The organism is Variovorax sp. 350MFTsu5.1 (assembly GCF_048302515.1).
Classification (GTDB): Bacteria; Pseudomonadota; Gammaproteobacteria; order Burkholderiales; family Burkholderiaceae_C; genus Variovorax; species Variovorax guangxiensis.
Genome location: NZ_CP157620.1, coordinates 1509641 through 1531650 on the forward strand (window position 1 = coordinate 1509641; position 22010 = coordinate 1531650).

Genomic DNA, 22010 nt, shown 5'->3' on the forward strand with positions numbered 1-22010 from the left:
ACAAGGGAACGCCCATGCCCACCATCTGCGCCAAGTGCCAACTCGTTCGCCCCGAGGACTCGACCGTGCCGGTCTGGCAGTGCCCAGGGTGTGGCGTGGCCTACAACAAGGCCGCCGATGCATCTCGCGCGCCCTTGCCATCGATGAACCAATGGTCTCGCAGCCAGACGCCCGCAGGGTCAGGAGGCGGCGGCTTTTCCTGGCTCAGGTGGATGTTTGTTCTGGCGCTGATCCTTGGCTGTTACGCCGGCTATCAGATTGCGGCCAAACGCGGCTTGACGCGCGAAAGCATTGGCAGCCTCTCCTCGCGCCTGGCTCGAGACGACGGTCCCGAGCAGCTTTCGGCTCTAGCTGCTGGCACGCAGCCCGGCGACATCTTCGTCTTCAGTGCGGATTGGTGTCCCAACTGCCGCGAAGCCAAGAACTGGATGGATCGGTACGGCTTCAAGTACGAGCAATGCGACATCGACAGGGACCATGGCTGCAGAGCCCGCCTCGCCAGCCTGGGCGGTGACGGCATTCCTTACCTGATCGTCAGGGGGCATCACATGAGGGACGGCTTCGACTCCCGGGAGTTCGTGGCCGCGATGCGTAGCAAGTAGAGCGAGTTGTTCGCCTTCGACTCGCATTCGATTGAGAAAAACCAAGGGAGAGAGAACCTGTGCAGCCAAAACCAAATATCGGAGGACTGGCGCGCCGTATTGGCGTAGTTCTGGCGGCAACGCTATGCCTGAGCCTGCCACTGGCCGCTGCGGCTCAGGTCGATGTCATTCCCCCCAACGGCACGACCAGCGTGCAAGCCGTCGATTTGAGCGTGCAGACCGCCGTTGGCAGCGTGTCCTGGACGCGGACCTTCAACGGCACAGGTTGGCGATTCAATCGAAATTGGGACGGCATCTCCGCCAGCTACAAGCCCTCCATGACACAGAGCACGGGCGGAGGCTCGACCTGCTGGATCTGGGTCGACGAAGACTGGCAGCCGGGACAGGGGACGTCCAGCGCGGCGTCGGCAGGCGCAGCAGCGGCGGTACCCCCTGAAACCTACCTGCCCCTCAATCGGGGCTACAGCCAGACGGCAGCCCCGCTGGATACTGCCATCACCACAGGCTTCGCGAGCGGTTGCGGCAGCATCGGAGGCAACCTTGCGGGCAGCTCCAGCGAAGTTCTTGAAGGCTGGCGCCGTCAAAGCCAGCTCTATGTCGGGGCTGGTGGAACCTACGTTTTCAAGAATCGCTTCCTCCTGAAGAGGCAGGCCATCCTGAGGCTCGCTGCCACGAGCGCCGTTCCTGTTGGAGGCAACGTCTCTCTTCTCGGTGCCGCGAACGTCGCCGGTGGTTGGCGCTGGAGCGACAAGTCGGGCGACTGGGCCGAATACGACGACGAAGGCCGGATGAGCCGGTATGGCGACAAGAACAACAACGCCGTCTGGCTGCAGCGCAACGCGGCAGGGCAACTGGTTCGGATCGTCGACGGCGGAACTGCCGCGGCCACGGGCAACGTGCTGATTACCCTTCACTACGACGCCAAGGGTTATCTGGTGCAGGTCAAGGACTGGCCGCAGGAAGGCAACAGTCTGGACCTGCCGCAGCGCAGCGTGAGCTATATCTACGACGTTCAGGGCCATCTGACCGGCGTCACGGATGTACGGGGCAATACCACCTACTACGAATACGACAGCAAGCAGCGGCTGGTCAAGACCACGGACCCCAGGGGCAATGAAACCAGGCTGACGTACGAAGCCGAGGGCACCACCGTCAAGAGCATGACGGCCGCCGATGGTGGCGTTACCGAATACGGATCGAGCTGGGATAACGCCAAGAAACTCTTCTACAGCAAGGTGCAAAGGCCAGTTACCGCTGCAGGTAGAAAGACCGAAGACTACAGCCACGACCGCGCAGGCGACCTGGTTCGGTATGAGGTCAACGGCCGCACCGAAATCGAGGTCAAGCGAGACCCGATCGCGCGTACCGAGACCCGAACCAACGCCAGGGGTTTCGCCACTACCTACACGAGAAACGAGTTCGAGCAGATCACGCAGATCGAGCTTGCGGACGGAAGCAAGCTCACGACGAGCTACGACCCGAATCTCTTGAGCCCCGTCGAGGAGGCAAATGAACTAGGGGTCAAGACCCGCTACGAATACGACGCAAAAGGCAACCTCACGAGGATGACCGAAGCCGTCGGCCTGCCCGACGAGCGCATCACCGAATTCAAGCGGGATGCCGCAGGCATGACCTCCAGCATCACCCGAAAAGGCAGGACGGAACCCAACGGCAGCATCACGCCCGATGCGACATGGCTTTTGAGCTACGACCAGTCCGGCCAGGTGGCCCAGACCATCGACCCCGAGGGCAACAAGCGCACATACGTGTACAGCCGTCTGGGCGATCTGCTGCAGTTCACCGGGCCTACCGGCGCGGTGTGGACCAACACCTACGACGCCGACGGCAACCAGCTCTCGGAAACCGATCCGCTGGGCAAGACCATAGCCGCCTTCTACGACGCAGCGGGCAACCAGACCTCTGCAACGGACGAGCGTGGCAAGGCATACCAGTTCTCCTACGACAAGATGAATCGCCAGCTCAGGCAGAGCGACCCCACCGGGGCCGCCTACGCCACGAGCTACAACGTTCAGGGGTCGTTGACCTCCGTGGTCGATGGTGCCGGCAAGTCCATGCAGATGGACTACGACGCGCTCGTCCGTCTGACGAAGGCGACCGACGCCAAGGGCCAGAGCTACGCGCTCGACTACGCTGAACCCGATGGTGCCGACAAGGGCGCGCGCAAGCCCGGCCAGTTGAGCTACCCCACCTTGCAGCGCCAGTTCCGCTACGACGCGCGCGAGCGGACCACACTTGTCAACGAAAAGGCGGGAGCAGAGTCGCGGATCGAAAGCTACACCTGGGATGGTGCAAGCCGCCAGAAGACCGTCACCGATGCCAACGGCAAGACCCGCTACTACAGCCATACGCCGCACGGCGAGCTCAGCGAAGTCAAGGATCCGTTAGGCAACGCCGTCAAGCTGGCGCGCGATACGCGCGGCAACGTCATCGAAGTCGTCGATGCCATCGGCAAGTCCACCCGCATGGCCTATGACAGGCGCAACCTGCTCGTCTCGACGACGGATGCGCTGGGCAACACGACCCGCTATGCGCACGATGCCAACGGCTGGCTCAGCACCATCACCCAGGCCAACGGACAGAAGGTCGGCTACGACTTCGATGCCGTGGGCCGGGTCACGGCACAACGCGAGTACGACGCCCGAGCGGCGCTGGTCAAGACCACCCGCTTCACCTATGACGCCGCTGGAAACCTGCTGACCTGGAACGATGGCACTTACGGCGCGGCACGCAGCTATGACGACGTCGATCGGCTGAGCAGCGAAACCGTCAGTTACGGCAGCTTCAGCCTGACGCACGCCTATTCTTACTACGGCAACCACGAGACCAGGACATACACCGGGCCGGATGGCGCAACCATCGAATACGGCTACGACGGCGCCGGCGTGCTGGAAAGTCTTGTCATTCCTGGCGCTGGCACCTTGTCGGTGACCGAGTGGCAATGGTTTGCACCAAAGAAAGTGGTTCTGCCCGGCGGCACCGAGCAGCGCATGGAGTTCGACGCCTACCAGAACCTCACGCGCCTGAAGGTCGTCAATCCAGCCCAGGCGACAGTGTTCGAACTGCAGAACAAGTTCGGCAAGCTGGCCGAGGTCAAGCAGACCACCATCGACGGGAACACCCTCGACTACACCCTGGACGACGCGGGGCGGCTCAAGGCTCTCGATGCCAGCATGCTGAGCGGGCGCAGCGAGGCATTCACCCTCGACGCCAACAGCAATCGCCTGACCCACTCCAGGACAGGCAGCGGCACCTGGGCGTACGACAGCGCAGGGCAGCTGACGCAGCGCCCCGCGGCGGGAGGCTCGGGCACCGTCAGCTACCAGTACGACGCCTCCGGCAACCTCACGCAGAAGACCGACACCAGCAAGGCAGAGCCCGCGCGCACCACCCGCTACGCGTGGGATGCCTTGAACCGGCTGAGCGAAGTGCGCGACGGTGCCGGCGAACTCGTCGCCCTATACAGCTACGACCCCTTCGACCGACGCATCCGCAAGGAACTGGGCGGTTCCGCCACCTTGAGCACGGCCGGCGCGGGCGGCAGCGATATCCGCAACGCCATCACCCACTACCTGCAGAGCGAGTGGGGCGTGCTGGCCGAAGCCAACGGCACGGGCAAGCTGCAGACGGTCTACGGCTGGAACCCGCAGAACGCGGCCGGCACCGCGCCCATCTACGCCCGCCTGGCAGATGCGAGCCAGCCCGGCGCGTGGCGCACCGTCTACTACCACAACGACCATCTAGGCACCCCGCAACGCATCACCGACGCCGCAGGCACAGTGGTGTGGAGCGCCAGCTACGACGCCTACGGCAAGGCCACCACCCGGACCACGGCGAATGCCGCCACGGCCGTCATCAGCCACCTGCGGTATCCCGGCCAGTACTGGGACGATGAAACCAGGCTTCACTACAACGACCGTCGCTACTACGACCCCGATGCAGGGCGCTACACGGCGCGTGACCCGATCGGCTTCGAGGGCGGCATCAATCTGTATGCGTATGCGGGTGCATCGCCGAATCGCTTTGTGGATCCCACGGGCGAATTTCTGGTTCCGGTCGGGGCGGCAATTGCCCGGACGGTAGGCAGTGCCGCCGTCCGATGGGCAGCGAGGCGCTATACGGCATGCATGACTTCGTGTGTGGGCACGGAGCTGGCAATGGGTGCAGCCGGCCAGATGCTCGGAGTGAACTGCGACGACCCGGACCTGATGGGAGCAGCGAGCGAGTGTGCCGGGGACTGCATCCTGTCGCTGATTCCCATCCCGAGACCCTGCAAGTATTCGCGTGCCGTAGGTACTGCTATTGGAATCGGCGGCGCGGCATTCGATGGCGGCGACGGAGGAGGTGGTTTTGCTTTGCCTTCATTGCCGGCCTTGCCCAGGTTCGGCGAAGGTGGCCTGAGAGAGAACAGTTTCCCTGGCGAAACCTTGGTGCACGCGAAAAGCCAGGATGGCCGCCCCGTTCTTAAAGCCATTGCTGACATCAAGGTGGGTGACGAAGTGCTGGCCTGGGACGAACTGGCTGTGGTGGACGGGCAACTCAGTCAAAGTCGCCCGCTGAGCCTTGGGAAGAATGAGAAACAACCCGGCTCTTCGCAAGCGGGAGGCGGCTCCAGCGCGCGTGGACCGGATGCCGTGCGCTACGAGAAAGTTAGCAACGTCATCAGCAGCGAGAGGCAACAGCGGTTGGTACATCTGACGCTGGACACGGGTGAGAAATTGACAGCTACCGATGGTCACCCTTTCAGGACGAGCGAAGGATGGAGGGACGCCATCATGCTCAAGCGAGGGGGAAAGCTTCTGGTCAAAGAGGGCGAGGATGATTCAGCTGACGCAGCCACCATCGCAGATATCCAGATCGAGACGAAGACGGTCAGAGTCTTCAATCTTGAGGTGGAGAACCTCCATACCTTCTTCGTCGGCGAGGAGGGGGTGGTGGTGCACAACGCGCGCTCCAAAGGCGGTCAGCAAGGAGCCGGAAGAGGAGAGGCGCATGGTAATACGGCGAAGTTGGCGCGAGCAGAAAAAGAAATCGAAGAATTACAAGAGCAGCTAAAAACTTTGAAAGCCAGTTGTGGTTCAGCTAAGCAGAAAAAGATGATTGAGCAAAAAATAAAAAATATTAGAGAGGCAGGATTAAGGGCGAAAAAAGGAGAAACCCATGGCGTCACCGGATATTGATTCTCGACCTGCTAGTTGGGATTTGCATCTCGGAATCGGGTTGGGGAATATTTGCCTCAATGATTCTGTGGAAAAATGGAAAAATTCCCTGTCTTTGGTTTATGAAGGAGATTTACAGGACCAGGTAAACGATTTTTATCGAAAAAATAATTCTGATCGAATTGCCCAAGATGTACTGAAGGGATTGAGTCCTTCCTATAAGTCGAGCTTGTTTGATTTGTCCTTGGAGGTAAATGAGAAGCTATTGATAGTTCAAATAACAACCGCAGAGTTTTGTTTCTTCAGAGGGGTTGATTTGTTGGGTTGTTCTGCGGATTTTGTCCTGACTGTTTTGGATTCACCGGATGTTTTATGGGATCGTGATTGTTTGGGCTGGAATTTGTTTTTGGAGAGGATTGGATTGGTGTTGCGATTGGATGAAAGAAAAATTGTCCAATGGATCTCAATTTCAGAAATTGATGTTTGATCGGTTTTCCATCAAGCTATCAAACTAAAAAAGAAAAATAACTGTGCGAAAAAGAAGATATGACTGGTAGCAAGAAGATAAGTCTTGAAGAAAAAATAGGAATAGCGGGTGCAGGATTTACCGAAAATGCCCGTAAAGTAAATTGCGGAAATATTTTGAGGTGGATCGAATCAAGTAAGCTAAAAAATGAAGATCTTGAGTTGGTTGCCAGTGCGGTTGTTGTTGGATAAAGATTTTCAAATCAGCTATTGGAGATTAAATTGGTTCTTCTTGTATCTCCGCCTTGGAAAACGGTTTGAAAACATCCAAAGAAATAGCGCTTTTTCTGTTTTGACATTGGAAAAATAAATTTTTCTAAAACATCACGCGCGAAGATTTTGTGAGGTGTGAGGTGTGAGGTGTGAGGTGTGAGGTGTGAGGTGTGAGGTGTGAGGTGTGAGGTGTGAGGTGTGAGGTGTGAGGTGTGAGGTGTGAGGTGTGAGGTGTGAGGTGTGAGCGTGCGATGGTGATGGCGTCAACTTCATTCATATTTATGGAAAAAATATTCCAAAAATAAAAATTTTTGAGGCTGAAAATTTTAGATTAGGAGCTTTTTCTTTGGATACGAATTGTGCGTATATTTGCGGCGGAGATGTGACCCCGAGCGCAATCGCTGAGCTAAAAATTGTTGGCATGAATGCGAGGAAAAAAGAAAATTCCAATGGGCTATGTGCGCCGGTAAAAATGAAAATTTTACGAGAGGAAAATGCTCTTATTTTTAATGATGGCGTCAGTGATAAAAATCTCGAATTTGTGAAAAATTAAAAATAGCTTGGGAGGTGCAAGTGGTAGTTGTTAGTAAACGGTTTTTAGCCTTCGTGTTGCTATTGTTTTTTGCAATCGCAATATCGGCACGTGCCCAAGAAACCGTCTGCGCGAGCGTCAAGATCCAGATCAAGCAGCAGCTGACCCTGGAGCGCCAGGCGTTCGACGCCGAGATGAAGATCAACAACACCACTGACAGCGGCGTGATCTCCGACGTCTCGGTGGTGGTGAAGGTGATGGAGGAAAACGGCACACCGGTTTCCGTCACCGAAGACCCGAATGCGAGCGGCGCGAAGTTCTTCATTCGCATCTCCAACAAGCAGAACATCTCCGACGTCACTGGCACCGGCACCATCAGCCCGGCGACGTCGGCCGTCATCAACTGGCTGATCATTCCCGCCCCCGGCTCGGCTGGCCTCAACCCTGCCGGCAAGAAGTACCTTGTGGGCGCGACGCTCAAGTACCGCTACGCCGGTGAAGACCAGACCCTGGAGGTTTCGCCCGACGTCGTCACCGTCAAGCCATTGCCGCTGCTCACGCTCGACTACTTCCTGCCACGCGAAGTCGAGGGCGACGACCCGCTGACGGCCGAGGTCGAGCCCGTGGTGCCCTTCACGCTGGGCGTGCGTGTCAAGAACAACGGCCAGGCCGCTGCGCGCAACCTCAAGATCGACTCCGCACAACCCAAGATCATCGAGAACAAGCAGGGCCTTCTGATCAACTTCCAGCTCACGGGCAGCTACGTCAACGACGCGCCCACGCAGAATTCGCTGCTCATCAACTTCGGCGACATCGCTGCGTCCACCAGCAAGACCGGGCGCTGGATCATGGAGACATCGCTCTCCGGAAAATTCACCGAGTTCAACGCCACTTTCAGCCACGCGGACGAACTTGGCGGTGCGGTCACCTCCATCCTGCAGGCAACGAACGCGCACTTTCTGATCCGCGACGTGCGCGTCGACCTGCCGGGCCGAGACACCGTGCGAGACTTTCTGGCGGTCGATGGCGACTACATCCGCGTCTACGAGTCCGACGGGCTCGACACGCTGGTCACCGATCGCAGCGCGGTGGCGCAACTGCGGGCCGGCACCAACTCGCAGGGCGCGGCCACCTACAAGCTCACGATGCCGCCGACAGACGGCTTCGTCTACGCGAAGATGCGCGACCCGTTCAATGGCACCAAGGCCATCGGCACCGTGGTGCGCTCGGACGCCAAGCAGATCCTGCCTGAGAACGTCTGGCTCTCGCGCAGCCGCAATCCGGACACCAAGCAGTGGGAGTACTTCGTCAACTTCTTCGACGTCAACACCACGGGCGTCTACGAGAGCGACTTCCAGGCTCCGCCGAAGGTGGCGCTGCCGCCGGTGATCCAGTTCATTCCCGACCGCGTCACCAAGGTGGGCCAGGCGGTGTCGTTCCTGGTCGAGGCGTCGAGCCCGCAGGGCACGCCGGTCACGTTGAGCGCTTCGCCGCTGCCCACGGGCGCGACCTTCACGCCGCAGGCAACCAACCCGCAGAGTCCGACGGTGGCACGCGCCTCGTTCAGCTGGACGCCGGGCTCGGGCTCGGCCGGCAACTACCTCATCAACTACACGGCCACCGACGGCACGCTGAGCGCCAGCCGCGCGGCCGGCATCAAAGTGGAGACCGACGCGCCGCCGCCGGGCCCGGGCACGCCGACCATCGAAAGCCCGGCCTCGGGCGCACAAGTCACCGTACTGCGTCCGACGCTGCAGGTCATGGCCTCGGCCGATGCGAAGGACCCGACGACCAAGGTGCAGTTCGAGGTCTACGCTGACGAGGCAATGACACAGCAGGTGGCGTCGGTCCTGGTCGACAAGGCGCCACTCGCGTCGGGCAATGGTTCGGGCGCAGTCGCGCAGCCGACTCGCTGGAGCTTGGGCGCAGACCTGAGCGACAACACCAAGTACTGGTGGCGCGCCCGTGCCTTCAACGGCACGACGATCTACAGCCCCTGGGTGAACGGCCGTTTCTTCGTCAACACCGTCAACGATCCGCCGGACAACTTCAACCTGACGAACCCCGTACCGGGCTCTGACGTGACCACGCTGACGCCCACGCTGAGCTGGACCAACAGCTTCGACAAGGACGGCGATGCGATCACCTACAGCGTCTTCGTCTACAAAGACGCCACGCTCAAGAACGCCGTCGCACAGGTTGCGGATTTGCCGGAAGCAACTGGCGGCATCACATCGTGGACAGTGCCGACAACGTTGTCGAATCACGGTCGCTACTACTGGCGCGTGATCGCCAAGGACGCGCTAGGTGCAGTCACACCGACGCCAGCGCGCATGTTCGTCGTCAACACAGGCAACCTTGCGCCATCTCCGCCCGCGATCATGTTGCCGCCTGTAGGGGGGCAAAGCGCCAGCCTCGCTACCGCGCTGACAGTAATGAACAGCGTCGACCCCGAAAACGATCTGATCACCTACGTCTTCGAGATCGACACTGCCAACACCTTCGACTCGGCAGACAAACGCACCTCCGGGCAGGTTATGCAGAACACCTCGGGTTCCACGGCATGGGTGACGCCGCCGCTGGTGGAAAACAAGATGTATTGGTGGCGGGTCAAGGCTCAGGACGGTCACGCCGAATCGGCATGGGTGGTAGGCAGCTTCCTTATGAATGCGGTGAACGACCCGCCGCCCGTACCGACGATCAAGAACCCTGGCAATGGCGCATGGGCAGGGACACAGCAGCCCAGTCTCGAAGTCAATCCGGTCGTCGATCCCGAAGGCGAGGCAGTGCGCTACGAATTCGAGGTTTTCCGCGATGCCAGGCTCACGCGCCGCGTGGCGAGCGGCACTTCGAACAACACCGCATTGATCGTCGGCACGGCACTCGAAGACAAGGTTACGCACTGGTGGCGCGCTCGCTCCATCGATGCATCGGGTGCGACGAGCGCGTGGAGCACGTCGGCACTGCTCCATGTCAGCACGGGGCCCTATCAGAATCCGAGCATCGCGCTGATCGCACCGGCAACGCCGAGCGTTCCGGAGATCGTGAACGTCGTCGGAGTACGGCGCAAACAGATCACGCTGCGATGGGAGGGCGTAGACCCGAACATCGAGCCAACCGTGGCCCTGTACTACGGCACCTCTGCCTCGGGCTACGCAGGCAACCTGATTGTCGACGGCCTGCGTCAGAACTCGGGTACACAGTCGGGAAGCTATGTATGGGACGTGACGTCGCTCAGTTCCGGCACGTACTATGTCTACGCCGTCATCTATGACGCGCGCGGCATGGGGCGCGCCTACGCGCCAGGAACAGTGCTCATCCCGCCGGCCGATCAGTCGGGGTCGATCGTCGTCACCTCCGAATCGACGCTCTACACCAGGGAGCAGCGTGAATCGGCGGCATACAAAGTCCGACTCGGCAAGGCTCCAACGTCCGAGGTGACCGTACCCATCATCTTGAGCAATCCGCGCGAAGGTGAGACGACGCCAGCCAAACTTCTGTTCACGCCGTCCAACTGGGCCGTCGACCAGACCGTGACCGTGAGGAGTCGCTATGACTGTATGCCCGATGGTTCCAAGATCTATCAGATCATCCATGGCGGTGCGTTGTCGAACGACCCGAACTACATCGGGTTGTCAGGCAAGACCGTGAATGTGTTCAGTGCTGACAACACCGACGAGATCTGGAGCACCGACAACCCCAGGTTCCATCTTTGCGGACTGACGATGGTCTCGGAAAAGAAGCTCGACTCGCGTACTTGGGAATACACGTTGCGTGGCGATCTCTCCAACTCCGGCGTTGCGGTATCAGGCGTTACCGCCAAGTTGAAAAGCATGCCCCTGACAAGTGTGTTCGAACTGATCGAAGACACGTTGGTGTTTGGTGCGATAGGCGCGGGCGAAAGTGCAAAGACCCTCGACACGATCACCGTGCGCGCACGCGTGCGGATCGCCCCCGAGTTCTTCAAGCTTGGATTCTGGTCGCTATGGACAGTCAAGGTGCAACCGTGAGAACACGAAACACCCGCACCCGCACCCGCACCCGCACCTGCAGGTGCGCTACTCAAGCGTCTACCTATCGTGGCGTGCGAGGCTTCACATTGCTCGAATTGCTCGTTGTGATCGTGATCATCGGCTTGCTTACCGCCATCGTCGGACCGCGCTACTTCTCTCAAATCGGCAAGTCCGAGCAAAGCACGGCCAAGGCGCAGATCGATGCGCTGGCCAAGGCGCTCGATGCCTACCGCCTCGACACCGGCCGCTACCCCAGCACCGAGCAGGGCCTGCAGGCCCTGGTGGTCAAGCCGGGCGGAGAGGCGAAGTGGAACGGTCCCTACATGCAGAAAAAGATTCCGCCCGATCCGTGGGGCAAGGAATACATCTACCGTGCACCGGGCCAAACCGCAGAGTTCGATCTGCTTTCCTATGGCAAGGACGGGCAGGCGGGCGGCGAAAAAGAAAACGCCGATGTGTCTTTTCACTGAGATGGTGACCTGATGACAGCGACGGGCGTACGGCTCCGGGTGAGGGGGCGCGACGGGCAGAGCGTTTGGATGCACTTTGCCGGCATGGACGCATCGGCGGCCACCCGGCAGGCGCGCCGGGAGGGGCTGCGCGTGCTCGAGGTCGATGCGTTCCCCGTCGACGCTGCGCTGCCAATCGACGCGCGGCCCCGGCGGGGCGTCGGCATGGCGGCGCGCGGCGGCGCCTTCGACTTGCTGCTGTTCAGCCAGGAATTGCACTCTCTGCTGCAGGCCGGCTTGAACCTCGGCGAGGCGCTGAATACGCTGGTCGAGAAATCGCACGGAGCGATGCGCGCGCTGCTGTCCGCAGTAGAGACGAGCTTGCATGAAGGCAGGAACTTCTCTGATGTGCTCGAGGCTCATCCTGTCCAGTTCCCGGCTGTGTATGTAGCGACGGTTCGCTCCAGCGAGCGCACCGGCAATCTGCCCGAAGCGATGGAGCGTTTCATCGCCTACCAGCAGCAGTTCGACGTTCTGCGCAAGAAACTTGTTTCGGCGGCCATATATCCAGCCTTGCTGATCACGGTCGGTGGGTTCGTCACGCTGTTTCTCCTGGGCTATGTCGTCCCGCGGTTCGCAGCGGTTTATGAAAACTCCGGCCGGCCGATGCCCTGGGCTTCCGGTGTGCTGCTGTCTATCGGCCACCTGGTCTACGACCATACGGCGATTGCGGTAGGTCTGCTTGCAGCGGTGCTCGTGCTGGGCATGTGGCAGTTGCGCCAGACCGCAACGCGGCAGAAGCTGGTCCAGTTGGTGTTGCGGCTGCCGGGTCTGGCTCCGCGTGCTGACCTGTTCCGGCTGAGCCGCTTCTATCGCGCACTGAGCCTGCTGCTTTCGTCAGGCATTGCGTTGCCGCATGCGATGGGCATGGTGGGCGGCCTGCTGAGCGCGGCGCAACGCAAGGCGCTGACCGGTGCGCGCGAGCGCATCGAAGAAGGTGGCAGCGTATCGCAGGCATTGGTTCAATTCGGCCTGGCTACGCCGGTCGCCAGGTCGTTGGTACAGGTGGGCGAACGCTCGGGCCAGCTGGCGCCGATGTTCGATCGCACCGCGCACTTTCATGACGAGGAGATGGCCCGCTGGCTCGACGCCACCTCCAAGCTTCTGGAGCCGGTGCTGATGCTGGCTATCGGCCTCGTCATCGGCCTGGTGGTGGTCCTGATGTACATGCCGATCTTCGAACTCGCGGGGAGCCTGCAGTGAGCGCCAATAAGCCCAACTCCGCGGAACTCGCCCGTTCCCTTGGCCTGGTATGGATGGACATGGCACGCCTGCGTGAACTGCGCGCGCGCTGGGACGCCATCGGGTACACCGATGCGGTTGCACGAAAGGTCGCGGTATTGCAGGCCTCCGCAGACGACCCGACGGGAGCGAGCCGGGCCTATCTCGCGTTGACCGATCACCGCGACGCCGCTGCGGAGACGTGGGGCCTCAACCAATGCCGTCGTGCGGGAATTCGTGACGTGGTGGTGGGCCTCGTCGATGCAGCGGACTTCGAGGGCCTGCTTGCCCAGCAGGAGCGCCAGATGCGCGCGATGGACGGATTCCAGCCGATGGAGACAGAGGCCAGCGACGGTGAACTGGCGGCGCTGATCAGCATGGTTTCGATTCAGCAGGAGACCAGCCCGGTGATCAAGCTGGTCAACTCGACGCTGTACGACGCGCTGAAGCTCAACGCGAGCGACATCCATCTGGAATGCGATGCGAAGGGGCTGCGCGTGCAGTACCGGCTCGACGGGGTGCTGGTTTCCATCACCGAAGTGCCGGGCGCCGATATGGCCGAACAGGTGATCCAGCGCGTCAAGGTGATGGCGGAGCTCGACATTGCCGAGCGCCGCGTGCCACAGGACGGCCGCTTCAAGGTGCGCGTGCGCGATCGCGACATCGATTTCCGGGTGTCCGTGATGCCAAGCATCTTCGGCGAAGACGCTGTGCTGCGGCTGCTGGACCGCAAGGCGCTGACCGAGCAGGCACAGAACCTCACGCTCGAAAGCCTCGGACTGCGGGAGCAGACCAAGGCATCGATCCGGCGACTGGCCGGCAAGCCGCACGGCATGCTGCTGGTGACTGGGCCGACGGGCTCCGGCAAGACGACCACGCTGTACGGAACCATCACGGAGATCCACACGGGCCGCGACAAGATCATCACCATCGAAGATCCGGTCGAGTACCGCCTGCCTCGCGTACTGCAGATCCCGGTGAACGAAAAAAAGGGGCTGACCTTTGCGCGCGGGCTGCGCTCCATTCTTCGCCACGATCCCGACAAGATCATGGTCGGCGAGATCCGCGACGACGAGACCGCGCAGATCGCCGTGCAGGCCGCATTGACCGGCCATCTGGTGTTCACGACAGTCCACGCCAACAACGTGTTCGACGTACTCGGCCGCTTTCTGCACATGGGGGTGGATGCCTACAGCTTTTCGGCGGCGCTCAACGGCATCGTGGCACAGCGGCTCGTGCGCGTGAATTGCCCGTTGTGTTCGGAACAGATCGCGCCGGCAGCTGAGCTCTTGCAGGCCCTGCACATCGATGCTGCCGCCATCCGCACCTGGACGATGCGGACCGGCAAGGGCTGCGGTCATTGCCGCGGCACTGGATTCAAGGGGCGGCGGGCCGTAGCTGAAGTGCTGGTGATGAACGACAGGCTGCGCGAGCTGATTGCCGCGCAAGCCTCGATCTCTGCCGTCAAGGACGAAGCACGACAAGCCGGTTGGATGCCGCTGATCGACATGGCGATCGAACTGGTGGCCTCCGGCGAAACAACGCTCGACGAAGTCTTGCGCGTCGCGGGTTGAGGGCTTGCCCATGCCAAGACCTATTCTCTACCTCTACATCGGTGCGCAGCGGCTGCAGGCGGCCTGGTCTCTGCGGCGCGGCGCCGAGTTGCGCATGCTCTCCGATGCAGCGTACGAACAGCCGGTTACCGGCGACGCCAGTCCGCCGCCGGTGCCGATCGACGCGTGGCCCGAAGCGGTGTCGCAGGCCATGGAAGCGCTCGGACGCGTTTGCCAGGCCGAGCCGGCGTTGCGGCGCGGCGCAGAGCTTCGTGTGCTGGTGTCGGACCAGTGGGTGCCCAGTACCCCTGTAGCCTGGAATGCCGCGCAGTACCGGCCGGATACCGGCGTTGTGGCCGCGCGCAGCGAACTTCGCGAAGCAGGGTATGAGGTTCTCGCCGGCGATCTGCTGCTGCTGGACGATGCTCCGCTTCGCCAGCCGCGGCTTGCGGTCTGCTATCCGGCGGCACTGCTCGAACACCTGGATCGGCTGGCCGCTGCACTGAAGACGCGCCCCTCCTCGATCACCACCTTGTCCGCATTGGCTTGGCGCGGCAACGATGCCCCGGGGCAGACGCCGACCCATTCCGAGCGCCTGCTTGCGATCCTGGAGCCAATCGTCCGCGAGCCGGGCGAGGCATTGATACGGCAGGTGATCCTCGTGCGGGGTCAGTGGACCTCGGCATGCATCGACGAAGTATTGATCCGTCCGCTGCATGCCGCGCTTCAAGCGGATGGAACCGGGCCACCCACGACGCGCGGGTTAGCCATGTCCATCGCAGCCATCGTTCAGCGACTGGGGTGGCATGCCGTGCCGTCGCCGACGTCACCCGAAGCTTCCACGTTGTTTTCCGTGATCGACCTGGCACCGAACGATCCGCTCTCGGGTGTCAGCGGCCCGATCGCATGGTGGGTCATGCCTCAGGGCCGGCGCGACCTCGTGCGGGTGCATGCGCTGGATGCGGTGGCGCGCGCAGCCGGCCCATCCCTTGTCAAGCTGCTCGCCCTCGCGTGCGTTCTCGGCGGCATCGGCTTGTCAGGCATGGCACTCTGGCGCAATGAAGCCCGGTTGCAGGAAGCGCTCGATGCGGCCTCGGCAGCCCGGCGTGCGGCCGTCGTGCTCGAAGCGCCGCCACCATCGGGGGAGCAGGCCAAGCGGATCGCAGCGGTCAATGCCGTGGTCTCCGAACTCAACATTCCCTTGCCGCGCCTGCTGCGTGCGCTCCAGCCCCCGAGAGACATTCGCGTGGGCTTGCTAGGCCTCGAACTTGTGGCAGGGCGCGAGCGTGGCGCTGAAGCCGCAGCGGCTTCGGATACGCGTGTATCGCGCCCGACGCTCAAGGTCCACGCTGAAGCACCCACGAGCACCGATATGACGCGCTATGTCGCCTTCCTGTCAGACCGCAAGCCGCTCAATCACGCCTACCTCGTCAAGCACGAAATGCCCGACAGCGCAGCCAGCCAGTCGGGCGGCCCCCGGGCGACATATCGTTTCACCGTGGAGGTCACGTGGAAGGACTGACACGCTTGATGGCTGACGGCTGGTGGCAATGCCGACGCCGCGCGCAGCGGCTCTACCGCATGGCCGGGCCGGACGGCATTGCGATCCTGTTGGGGCTGCTCGTGATCTGTGGGCTCGTTGCGGCCGTGGCTCAGATCAGGGAGCAGCGCCTCGGTTTGCGCACCATGGAGTCAGAGGCACGAACGATTGAATCGTTGCCTCGCCCCGTGGCCGAGTTGTCCAATCTTCAGAAGTTCGAGCAGGTGCTGCCTGCACACGAGGACATTCCCTTGGTGCTGGCGCACCTGTTTGAACTGGGCGCGGAAGAACGACTGATGCTGTCACGCGGCGAATACCGCGCACAGAACGACGAGGTCGGCCAGTTCGTGCGCTATCGGATGACCACGCCGATCAAGGGCGATGCGCCAGCGGTCCAGCGTTTCATCGAGCGCGCGCTGGCCGTCAATCGCAGTCTGGTGTTCGAGTCGGTGCAGTTCAAGCGCGAACGTATCCAGGCCGAGCAGATCGAGGCGATCGTGCAATGGACTCTCATCACCAGTCTGCCCGGCCTGTCCGGTGTACGGGTGCAAGAGCCTGCAGGCGAGCTGCCCTCGATGCCGCTGCAGACATCGAAAGGAAGCTCGCCATGACGCAGCGGAGGGTGATGTTGGTACTGGCCCTCGGGGCCACGCTGCTCGCAGTCTATTCCGCACCGGCCAAGGACGAGGCGGTGGTGCAAGCCGCCGAGCGGGCCGTCGTGTCGGACGCGACGCCGCGCCCGATGCCAGTGCAGGTACGGCAGGAAGGCCGGCGACATGCAGGTGCCACAGATGTGCTTGGACTGCGCTCGCGCGATGAGCTGGATGGCGATGAATCGAACCTTTTCGCCACGCTGAGCTGGGAGCGACCGCCCGCGAATGTCGAAGCTTCGCCGCCGCCCGCGACCGAATCCGCCGCACCGCTGGCGCCGCCGGCGCCGTTGCAACTGCTGGGTCGCTATCAGGAAGGCGACAGGACGGCCATGTTCGCGACATTCAATGGCGACAGCGTGGTGCTGTGGGCCGGTGAAAACATCAACCCCGAATGGCGCGTTGATGCCATAGAGACCGGACAGGTCGTGTTGACCTACCTGCCGCTCGGGCAGAAGCAAAGCCTGCCGTGGACCAGTTCCCAATGAAAGACGAGATGAAGATGTTCTTGCACCCGCGCCCGAAGAAGCGCGGGATCCGTGTGGTTGGAGCCTACTTGCTAGCCTGCCTGGTCCTGGCCGGTTGTGCGGGGCAGGTCGCCTTTCGCGAAGCCAACCGATTGCTCACGGACAACAACCCTGCAGAGGGGGTCGCGAAGCTGGAAGAAGCGGTCAAGCTCGATCCCAAGAATGCGGAATACCGCGTGGCCTTGTCGACCACGCGCGCCAGCCTGGTCAATCGATACCTTACCGCGGCCGAGGTGAACCGGCGCGATGGGCGGCTGACCGAGGCGGAGAAGTGGTACCGGCAGGTCATGGCCTACGACCCAGAAAACGCCATGGCACGCCAGGGTCTGGAACTGTTAGTCGTAGAGCGCAAGCACCGGCTAGTGGTCGTCGAATGCGAGGCGCTCTTGAAGAAAGGAAAGCCGGAGGACCTTGTCACGGCGCTCGACATGCTTCGCCCGGTCTTGACCGAGAACCCACGGCAGAAAGAAGCGCTGAACCTGAAGGATCGCATCGAGGAAGTCCAGAACAAGCAGGCGAAGCCAGAGGCCAGGCTGGCTGAGAGCTTTCGCAAGACCATCACGCTCGAATTCCGCGACGCGCCGTTGAGGACCGTGTTCGACGTGATCGCCAAGGTGTCGGGCTTGAATTTCTTCTTCGACAAGGACATTCGTCCCGACCTGAAGGCGAACATCATGGCGCGCAACACCACCATCGAGGACGCAGTGCGCCTGCTGATGGTGACGAACCAACTCGAGCAGAAGATCCTGAACGAGAACTCCGTGCTGATCTATCCGAGCATGCCGCAGAAGCTGAAGGACTACCAGACGCTGTCGGTGCGGACTTTCTATCTCGCCAATGCCGATGTGAAGGCTGTCTCGAACACCATCAAGACCATCGTCAAGACCAAGGACCTGGTGATCGACGAACGGCTGGGGCTGATCATCATGCGCGACACGCCTGATGCGATCCGGATGGCAGAACGCATCGTGGCCCTGCAGGACCTGAGCGATCCGGAGGTGATGCTCGAAGTCGAGGTGGTCGAGATGAAGCGCTCACGCCTTCTGGAGCTTGGCATCAATTGGCCCAGCCAGTTGTCGTTGTCTCCATTGCAGATTGACGGTGCGCCTCTGGTGCTCAGCGATCTGGGGAATCTCAATCGCCGCAAGCTGAGGGTAGGAGGAACCCCCGGCGTCACGGCCAATGCGCGCAAGGAAGACGGCGACGTGAGCATCCTTGCCAACCCCAGGATTCGCGTACGCAACAAGGAGAAGGCCAAGATTCTGATCGGCGACCGGGTACCGGTGATCACGACGACATCGAACGTTACCGGCTTCGTTTCGGAATCGATCAACTACCTGGACGTGGGCCTCAAGCTGGAGGTCGAGCCCAGCATCTATCTGGACGAGGAGGTGGCGATCAAGGTCAACCTCGAGGTGTCCAGCCTCGTGAAGGAAATCCTCAGCAAGTCGGGCTCGCAGGCCTATCAGATCGGGACACGAGGCGCGAGCACCGTGTTGCGATTGAAGGATGGCGAGACGCAGATCCTGGCGGGTTTGATCAGCGACGAAGACCGTTCTACTTCCAACAAGGTTCCGGGCCTTGGCGAGATGCCGGTGGCCGGGCGCCTGTTCGGAAGCCAGAAGGACGATACGCTTCGCAGCGAAATCCTGTTGTCCATCACGCCGCGCGTGGTGCGTTCCATTCGCAGGCCTGATCTGCAGTCAGCCGAATTTGACTCCGGTACCGAAAGTAGTGTCGGCGCGCGACCGCTGCAGCTGATGAGCGGCGTGCCCGGCGCATCGAAGGCTGTGGACCAGCCGGCAGCCCTTCCCGCTGGCGGGGGCGCTGGCATCGTGGCGCCAGGTTCGGCCGCGGCAAGCGCGGTGGCGCCTGTGAACGCCGCGTCGCCGTCGCCAAACAAAGCGGCGCCTGCGCAGCAAGGCCCGCCCGCAGCTGGCTCCGGAGCCGGCGCCGTCAGCCTGACCTGGCAGAGCCCCGCGCAAGTGAAGGTGGGTGAGCAATTCAGTGCGGTGCTGCGCGTCAACAGTCAACAGGCCTTGCGCGGCCTGCCACTGCTCGTAGGCTTCGATCCACAACTGGTGCAGGTCGTGAGTGCGCAGGAGGGCGACTTCTTCCGGCAAGCCGGCGGCAAGAGCATCTTCAACCAGCGCGTGGACGGTGTGCAGGGCAAGGTGTTCATTGCGGCCTTGCGCGAGAACCCGGCCGGCGGCGAGGCCGGTATCAACGGCACCGGCAGCGTGGCCACGCTCACTTTCAAAGCCGTCAAGGCCAGTGCCGCCGCCAAGCTCCAACTGCTGTCCGCGGCACCGGAACCGCCAGCGGCGTCGCCGGTGGCCGTGCCGATGGAACAGGTGTTCAAAATTGTTCCGTAGCGTCCTTCATGTGCGCGGCTTCACTTTCGTCGAGTTGCTCGTGACACTCGCCATCATGGCGGTGCTGGCGACTGTGGCGGTGCCGCTTGCCCAGGTGAGCGTGCAGCGCCAGAAGGAGCAGGAGCTGCGAGCCTCGCTGATGCAGATTCGCGAGGCACTGGACGCCTACAAGCGCGCGTCCGACCATGGGCGCATCCAGATGAAGCTCGGCGAGAGCGGCTTTCCCAAGACGCTTGACGAACTCTGGCAGGGCGTGCCCGACCAGCGCAGCCCGAACCAGCAGAAGCTGTACTTCCTGCGGTCGCTGCCGCGCGATCCGACCTTCGCAGACACCCGGGTACCTGCTGCGCAGACCTGGGGCTTGCGAAGCTACAACTCGCCACCTGACGCACCGACCGAAGGAGACGACGTGTTCGATGTGTATTCCAGATCGAAGAAGACCGGCCTCAATGGGGTGGAGTACGCGCTGTGGTGACGATGTGTATGTCTACCGGGAAGAAGGCCGCGCGCCCGGCCGGCTTCACCTTGATCGAACTGCTCGTGGTGCTGTCGATCGTCGCACTCTTGCTGACCGTTGCCGCACCGCGCTATTTCGGCTCGATCGACAAATCGAAGGACCAGGTGCTGCAGGAGAACCTGCGCGTGATGCGCATCATCCTGGACAAGTTCCATGCGGACAAAGGGCGCTGGCCGAAGACGCTCGAAGAACTGGTCGAGCAGCGATATCTGCATGCGGTGCCCATGGACCCGGTGACCGAGTCGCGCACCAGTTGGATCTTGCTGCCTTCGCAGAACACCGAGGAAACCGGGATCGCAGGCATCAAGAGTGGAGCGCCTGGGGCCACGAAGGACGGCCGTCTGTATGAAGGCTTCTGACAGCCGCCTCCCCCTTGAAACGCTCGCATCCGGGCAGCGGGGCTTCTCCTATATCTGGATGCTGTTGCTCATAGCGCTCATGAGCATCGGCATGACCGTCGCCGCCGACGTGCAGACCACCATGAGTCAGCGCGACCGCGAAAAGGAGCTGCTCGCCATCGGGCGACAGTTCCGCACGGCGCTTGCGAGCTACTACGCGGCCCGCCTGCCGAGCACTGGTGCAGCGGGCGGCCCGCCCGTGTCCAGGGGGATGGACACGGGCCAACCCGTTTCAGGCTCGTCACCCGCGGCTGGCGGCGCGAATGTTCCTGGCGTGAGTGGCCAACCGGGGCTGCCGCCGCAGAACGATCTGCGCGGCTATCCCTCCAGTCTGGAAGACTTGTTGAAGGACGAACGCTTTCCAGGCATCCGGCGGCACTTGCGCAAGATATTCGTCGACCCGATGACAGGTAAGGCCGAATGGGGGCTGGTCCAGGTGTCGGGCCGCATCGTGGGCATCCATTCGCTCTCGACGGCTGTGCCGATCAAACAGGCTGGCTTCGAGAGCGACGAGCAGGCCTTCACGGGAGCGCAGAGTTATGCCGAGTGGATCTTCAGCCCACTCGCCCAGATGCCTGTGCCGCCCGAAGGCAAAGCGATCGGATCGAGCGCCGCCATGTCGCTTCCCTCTTTTTCGATGACGCCTCTCTTCGCGCCCCCACTACCTTGAACCGAGCCAAGGTATCCATGCATAGAAAAATTTCCCTCATCGTGTCGCTTTCCAGTGCCCTGTCGGCTATGTTGCTCTGTGTGTCTGCGAGCGCGCAGACGGATTCCGGGCTGCCTCCTATCCTGCGGGACATCCCTCAGTCGGGGTCGATGTGCAAGATCGAGCGCCCGCCCGGCGCGACGCAGTCCGGCGGCGAGCGAGTTGGCGACGGCCTGGAGTCCGTCTGCGCGCTGCCGACCTCCGGAGCAAGGGCCTTCTTGCAACAGAGCGGCGCCACTGTCATCGACACGCGCCATGAGAGCGACTTCCTGCAATTCCAGATCGCGAATGCCATTCGCTTGGACGCGGCGAGCGTCCGGCTCAAGACATACCTACGCAACAAGCCTTTGCTGCTGGTGGGCGACGGCAAGTCCGATCGCGAACTCTATGGAGCGTGTGGCCAATTGCGGGCGCAGGGATTCAAGTCGGTCCAGGTGCTGATGGGCGGCATGGCCGGCTATATCGCAAAGGGGTTGCCCATGAGTGGGTCTGGCGCGCCCGATGCATTCGAGGCTGCGCGGCTCGACCCTGCCCAACTTTGGGCGCAGAGCCTGTTTCCCGAAGGCATGGTGATCGCCGTGAATAGCCCGGCGTCGGCTGCGCTTCTGCCGCTTGCGCTTCGCGTGGCCGATGCTGCTCCGCAAGCCGTTGCCGGCGCCGTGGAACGGCGGCGCAAGGGGCAGAAGTCAGTGTTGGCGAACGTGACGGTGGTGTTCGACGGAGCGCTATCCGAAGCCATGTTCCGCCAGTACAGCCAAGCGGTGGCCCCCACACCGCTGCTGGTGTACACGGACGGCGCTGCCGCATTGAAGGGCTTCCTGCGCTCGCAGGAGGCCGCGTGGGCCGCGCATGCCCGCGGACCGAAACAGCCGCGCTGCGGCTGAGGTTTCCAGGCAGCGGCGTACGTGGATCAGGGGCGTCGGAACGCCGGCCGGCAGCCGCCTGCGAT

Annotated in this window: 16 protein-coding genes; all 16 read left to right on the forward strand. The window is 61.9% G+C overall.

Annotated features, from left to right (window positions below):
* Positions 1-14: 14 nt before the first annotated feature.
* The 16 genes from ABL843_RS06550 to ABL843_RS06625 all read left to right on the forward strand — a co-directional run bounded on the left by ABL843_RS06550 (position 15) and on the right by ABL843_RS06625 (position 21945).
* Positions 15-602: a glutaredoxin family protein gene (locus ABL843_RS06550; RefSeq protein ID WP_418119349.1), complete on the forward strand. Its 588-nt coding sequence runs from the start codon at positions 15-17 to the stop codon at positions 600-602.
* A 59-nt stretch (positions 603-661) separates the two neighbouring features.
* Positions 662-5800, forward strand: a complete 5139-nt coding sequence (locus ABL843_RS06555; protein ID WP_418119350.1) for an RHS repeat-associated core domain-containing protein — start codon at positions 662-664, stop codon at positions 5798-5800.
* Positions 5781-6266 (forward strand): hypothetical protein, encoded by a 486-nt coding sequence (locus ABL843_RS06560; RefSeq protein WP_418119351.1) that lies wholly within the window; start codon positions 5781-5783, stop codon positions 6264-6266. The genes ABL843_RS06555 and ABL843_RS06560 overlap by 20 nt, the downstream gene beginning before the upstream one ends.
* Positions 6267-6325: 59 nt before the next feature.
* The gene (locus ABL843_RS06565) at positions 6326-6496 is read left to right on the forward strand and encodes a hypothetical protein (protein ID WP_418119352.1); all 171 of its coding nucleotides are present in this window, start codon (positions 6326-6328) and stop codon (positions 6494-6496) included.
* A 627-nt stretch (positions 6497-7123) separates the two neighbouring features.
* Complete coding sequence (locus ABL843_RS06570; RefSeq protein WP_418119353.1) at positions 7124-11059, forward strand: hypothetical protein; 3936 nt, start codon at positions 7124-7126, stop codon at positions 11057-11059.
* A gap of 89 nt (positions 11060-11148) precedes the next feature.
* A complete protein-coding gene (gene gspG, locus ABL843_RS06575; protein WP_418119354.1) occupies positions 11149-11532 on the forward strand; it encodes a type II secretion system major pseudopilin GspG in 384 nt (127 codons plus the stop codon).
* Between the two features lie 12 nt (positions 11533-11544).
* Positions 11545-12774: a type II secretion system F family protein gene (locus tag ABL843_RS06580; protein WP_418119355.1), complete on the forward strand. Its 1230-nt coding sequence runs from the start codon at positions 11545-11547 to the stop codon at positions 12772-12774.
* Positions 12771-14366 carry a GspE/PulE family protein gene (locus tag ABL843_RS06585; RefSeq protein ID WP_418119356.1) on the forward strand — a complete coding sequence of 532 codons (1596 nt, stop codon included), beginning with the start codon at positions 12771-12773 and terminating at the stop codon, positions 14364-14366. Before ABL843_RS06580 ends, ABL843_RS06585 begins: the two co-directional genes overlap by 4 nt.
* Before the next feature lie 10 nt (positions 14367-14376).
* Positions 14377-15867, forward strand: a complete 1491-nt coding sequence (locus tag ABL843_RS06590; RefSeq protein WP_418119357.1) for a hypothetical protein — start codon at positions 14377-14379, stop codon at positions 15865-15867.
* Between the two features lie 5 nt (positions 15868-15872).
* Positions 15873-16496 (forward strand): hypothetical protein, encoded by a 624-nt coding sequence (locus ABL843_RS06595; protein WP_418119358.1) that lies wholly within the window; start codon positions 15873-15875, stop codon positions 16494-16496.
* A complete protein-coding gene (locus tag ABL843_RS06600) occupies positions 16493-17023 on the forward strand; it encodes a hypothetical protein (RefSeq protein ID WP_418119359.1) in 531 nt (176 codons plus the stop codon). Before ABL843_RS06595 ends, ABL843_RS06600 begins: the two co-directional genes overlap by 4 nt.
* Positions 17020-19437 (forward strand): secretin N-terminal domain-containing protein, encoded by a 2418-nt coding sequence (locus ABL843_RS06605; RefSeq protein ID WP_418119360.1) that lies wholly within the window; start codon positions 17020-17022, stop codon positions 19435-19437. The genes ABL843_RS06600 and ABL843_RS06605 overlap by 4 nt, the downstream gene beginning before the upstream one ends.
* Before the next feature lie 40 nt (positions 19438-19477).
* A complete protein-coding gene (locus ABL843_RS06610) occupies positions 19478-19912 on the forward strand; it encodes a type IV pilin protein (RefSeq protein WP_418119361.1) in 435 nt (144 codons plus the stop codon).
* 8 nt (positions 19913-19920) lie between these two features.
* Positions 19921-20313, forward strand: coding sequence for a type II secretion system protein (locus ABL843_RS06615; protein WP_418119362.1), 393 nt, complete (start codon positions 19921-19923; stop codon positions 20311-20313).
* Positions 20300-21022, forward strand: a complete 723-nt coding sequence (locus ABL843_RS06620) for a hypothetical protein (RefSeq protein WP_418119363.1) — start codon at positions 20300-20302, stop codon at positions 21020-21022. The genes ABL843_RS06615 and ABL843_RS06620 overlap by 14 nt, the downstream gene beginning before the upstream one ends.
* A 17-nt stretch (positions 21023-21039) precedes the next feature.
* The gene (locus tag ABL843_RS06625) at positions 21040-21945 is read left to right on the forward strand and encodes a rhodanese-like domain-containing protein (protein ID WP_418119364.1); all 906 of its coding nucleotides are present in this window, start codon (positions 21040-21042) and stop codon (positions 21943-21945) included.
* Positions 21946-22010 lie beyond the last annotated feature (65 nt).

Excerpts from the sequence above, each read along its gene's own strand:
- ABL843_RS06550 (WP_418119349.1), top strand. The coding sequence starts at position 15 with ATGCCCACCATCTGCGCCAAGTGCCAACTCGTTCGCCCCGAGGACTCG.
- ABL843_RS06565 (WP_418119352.1), top strand. The coding sequence starts at position 6,326 with ATGACTGGTAGCAAGAAGATAAGTCTTGAAGAAAAAATAGGAATAGCG.
- ABL843_RS06615 (WP_418119362.1), top strand. The coding sequence starts at position 19,921 with ATGTCTACCGGGAAGAAGGCCGCGCGCCCGGCCGGCTTCACCTTGATC.
- ABL843_RS06600 (WP_418119359.1), top strand. The coding sequence starts at position 16,493 with ATGACGCAGCGGAGGGTGATGTTGGTACTGGCCCTCGGGGCCACGCTG.
- ABL843_RS06580 (WP_418119355.1), top strand. The coding sequence starts at position 11,545 with ATGACAGCGACGGGCGTACGGCTCCGGGTGAGGGGGCGCGACGGGCAG.
- ABL843_RS06560 (WP_418119351.1), top strand. The coding sequence starts at position 5,781 with ATGGCGTCACCGGATATTGATTCTCGACCTGCTAGTTGGGATTTGCAT.
- ABL843_RS06590 (WP_418119357.1), top strand. The coding sequence starts at position 14,377 with ATGCCAAGACCTATTCTCTACCTCTACATCGGTGCGCAGCGGCTGCAG.
- ABL843_RS06605 (WP_418119360.1), top strand. The coding sequence starts at position 17,020 with ATGAAAGACGAGATGAAGATGTTCTTGCACCCGCGCCCGAAGAAGCGC.
- ABL843_RS06625 (WP_418119364.1), top strand. The coding sequence starts at position 21,040 with ATGCATAGAAAAATTTCCCTCATCGTGTCGCTTTCCAGTGCCCTGTCG.
- ABL843_RS06620 (WP_418119363.1), top strand. The coding sequence starts at position 20,300 with ATGAAGGCTTCTGACAGCCGCCTCCCCCTTGAAACGCTCGCATCCGGG.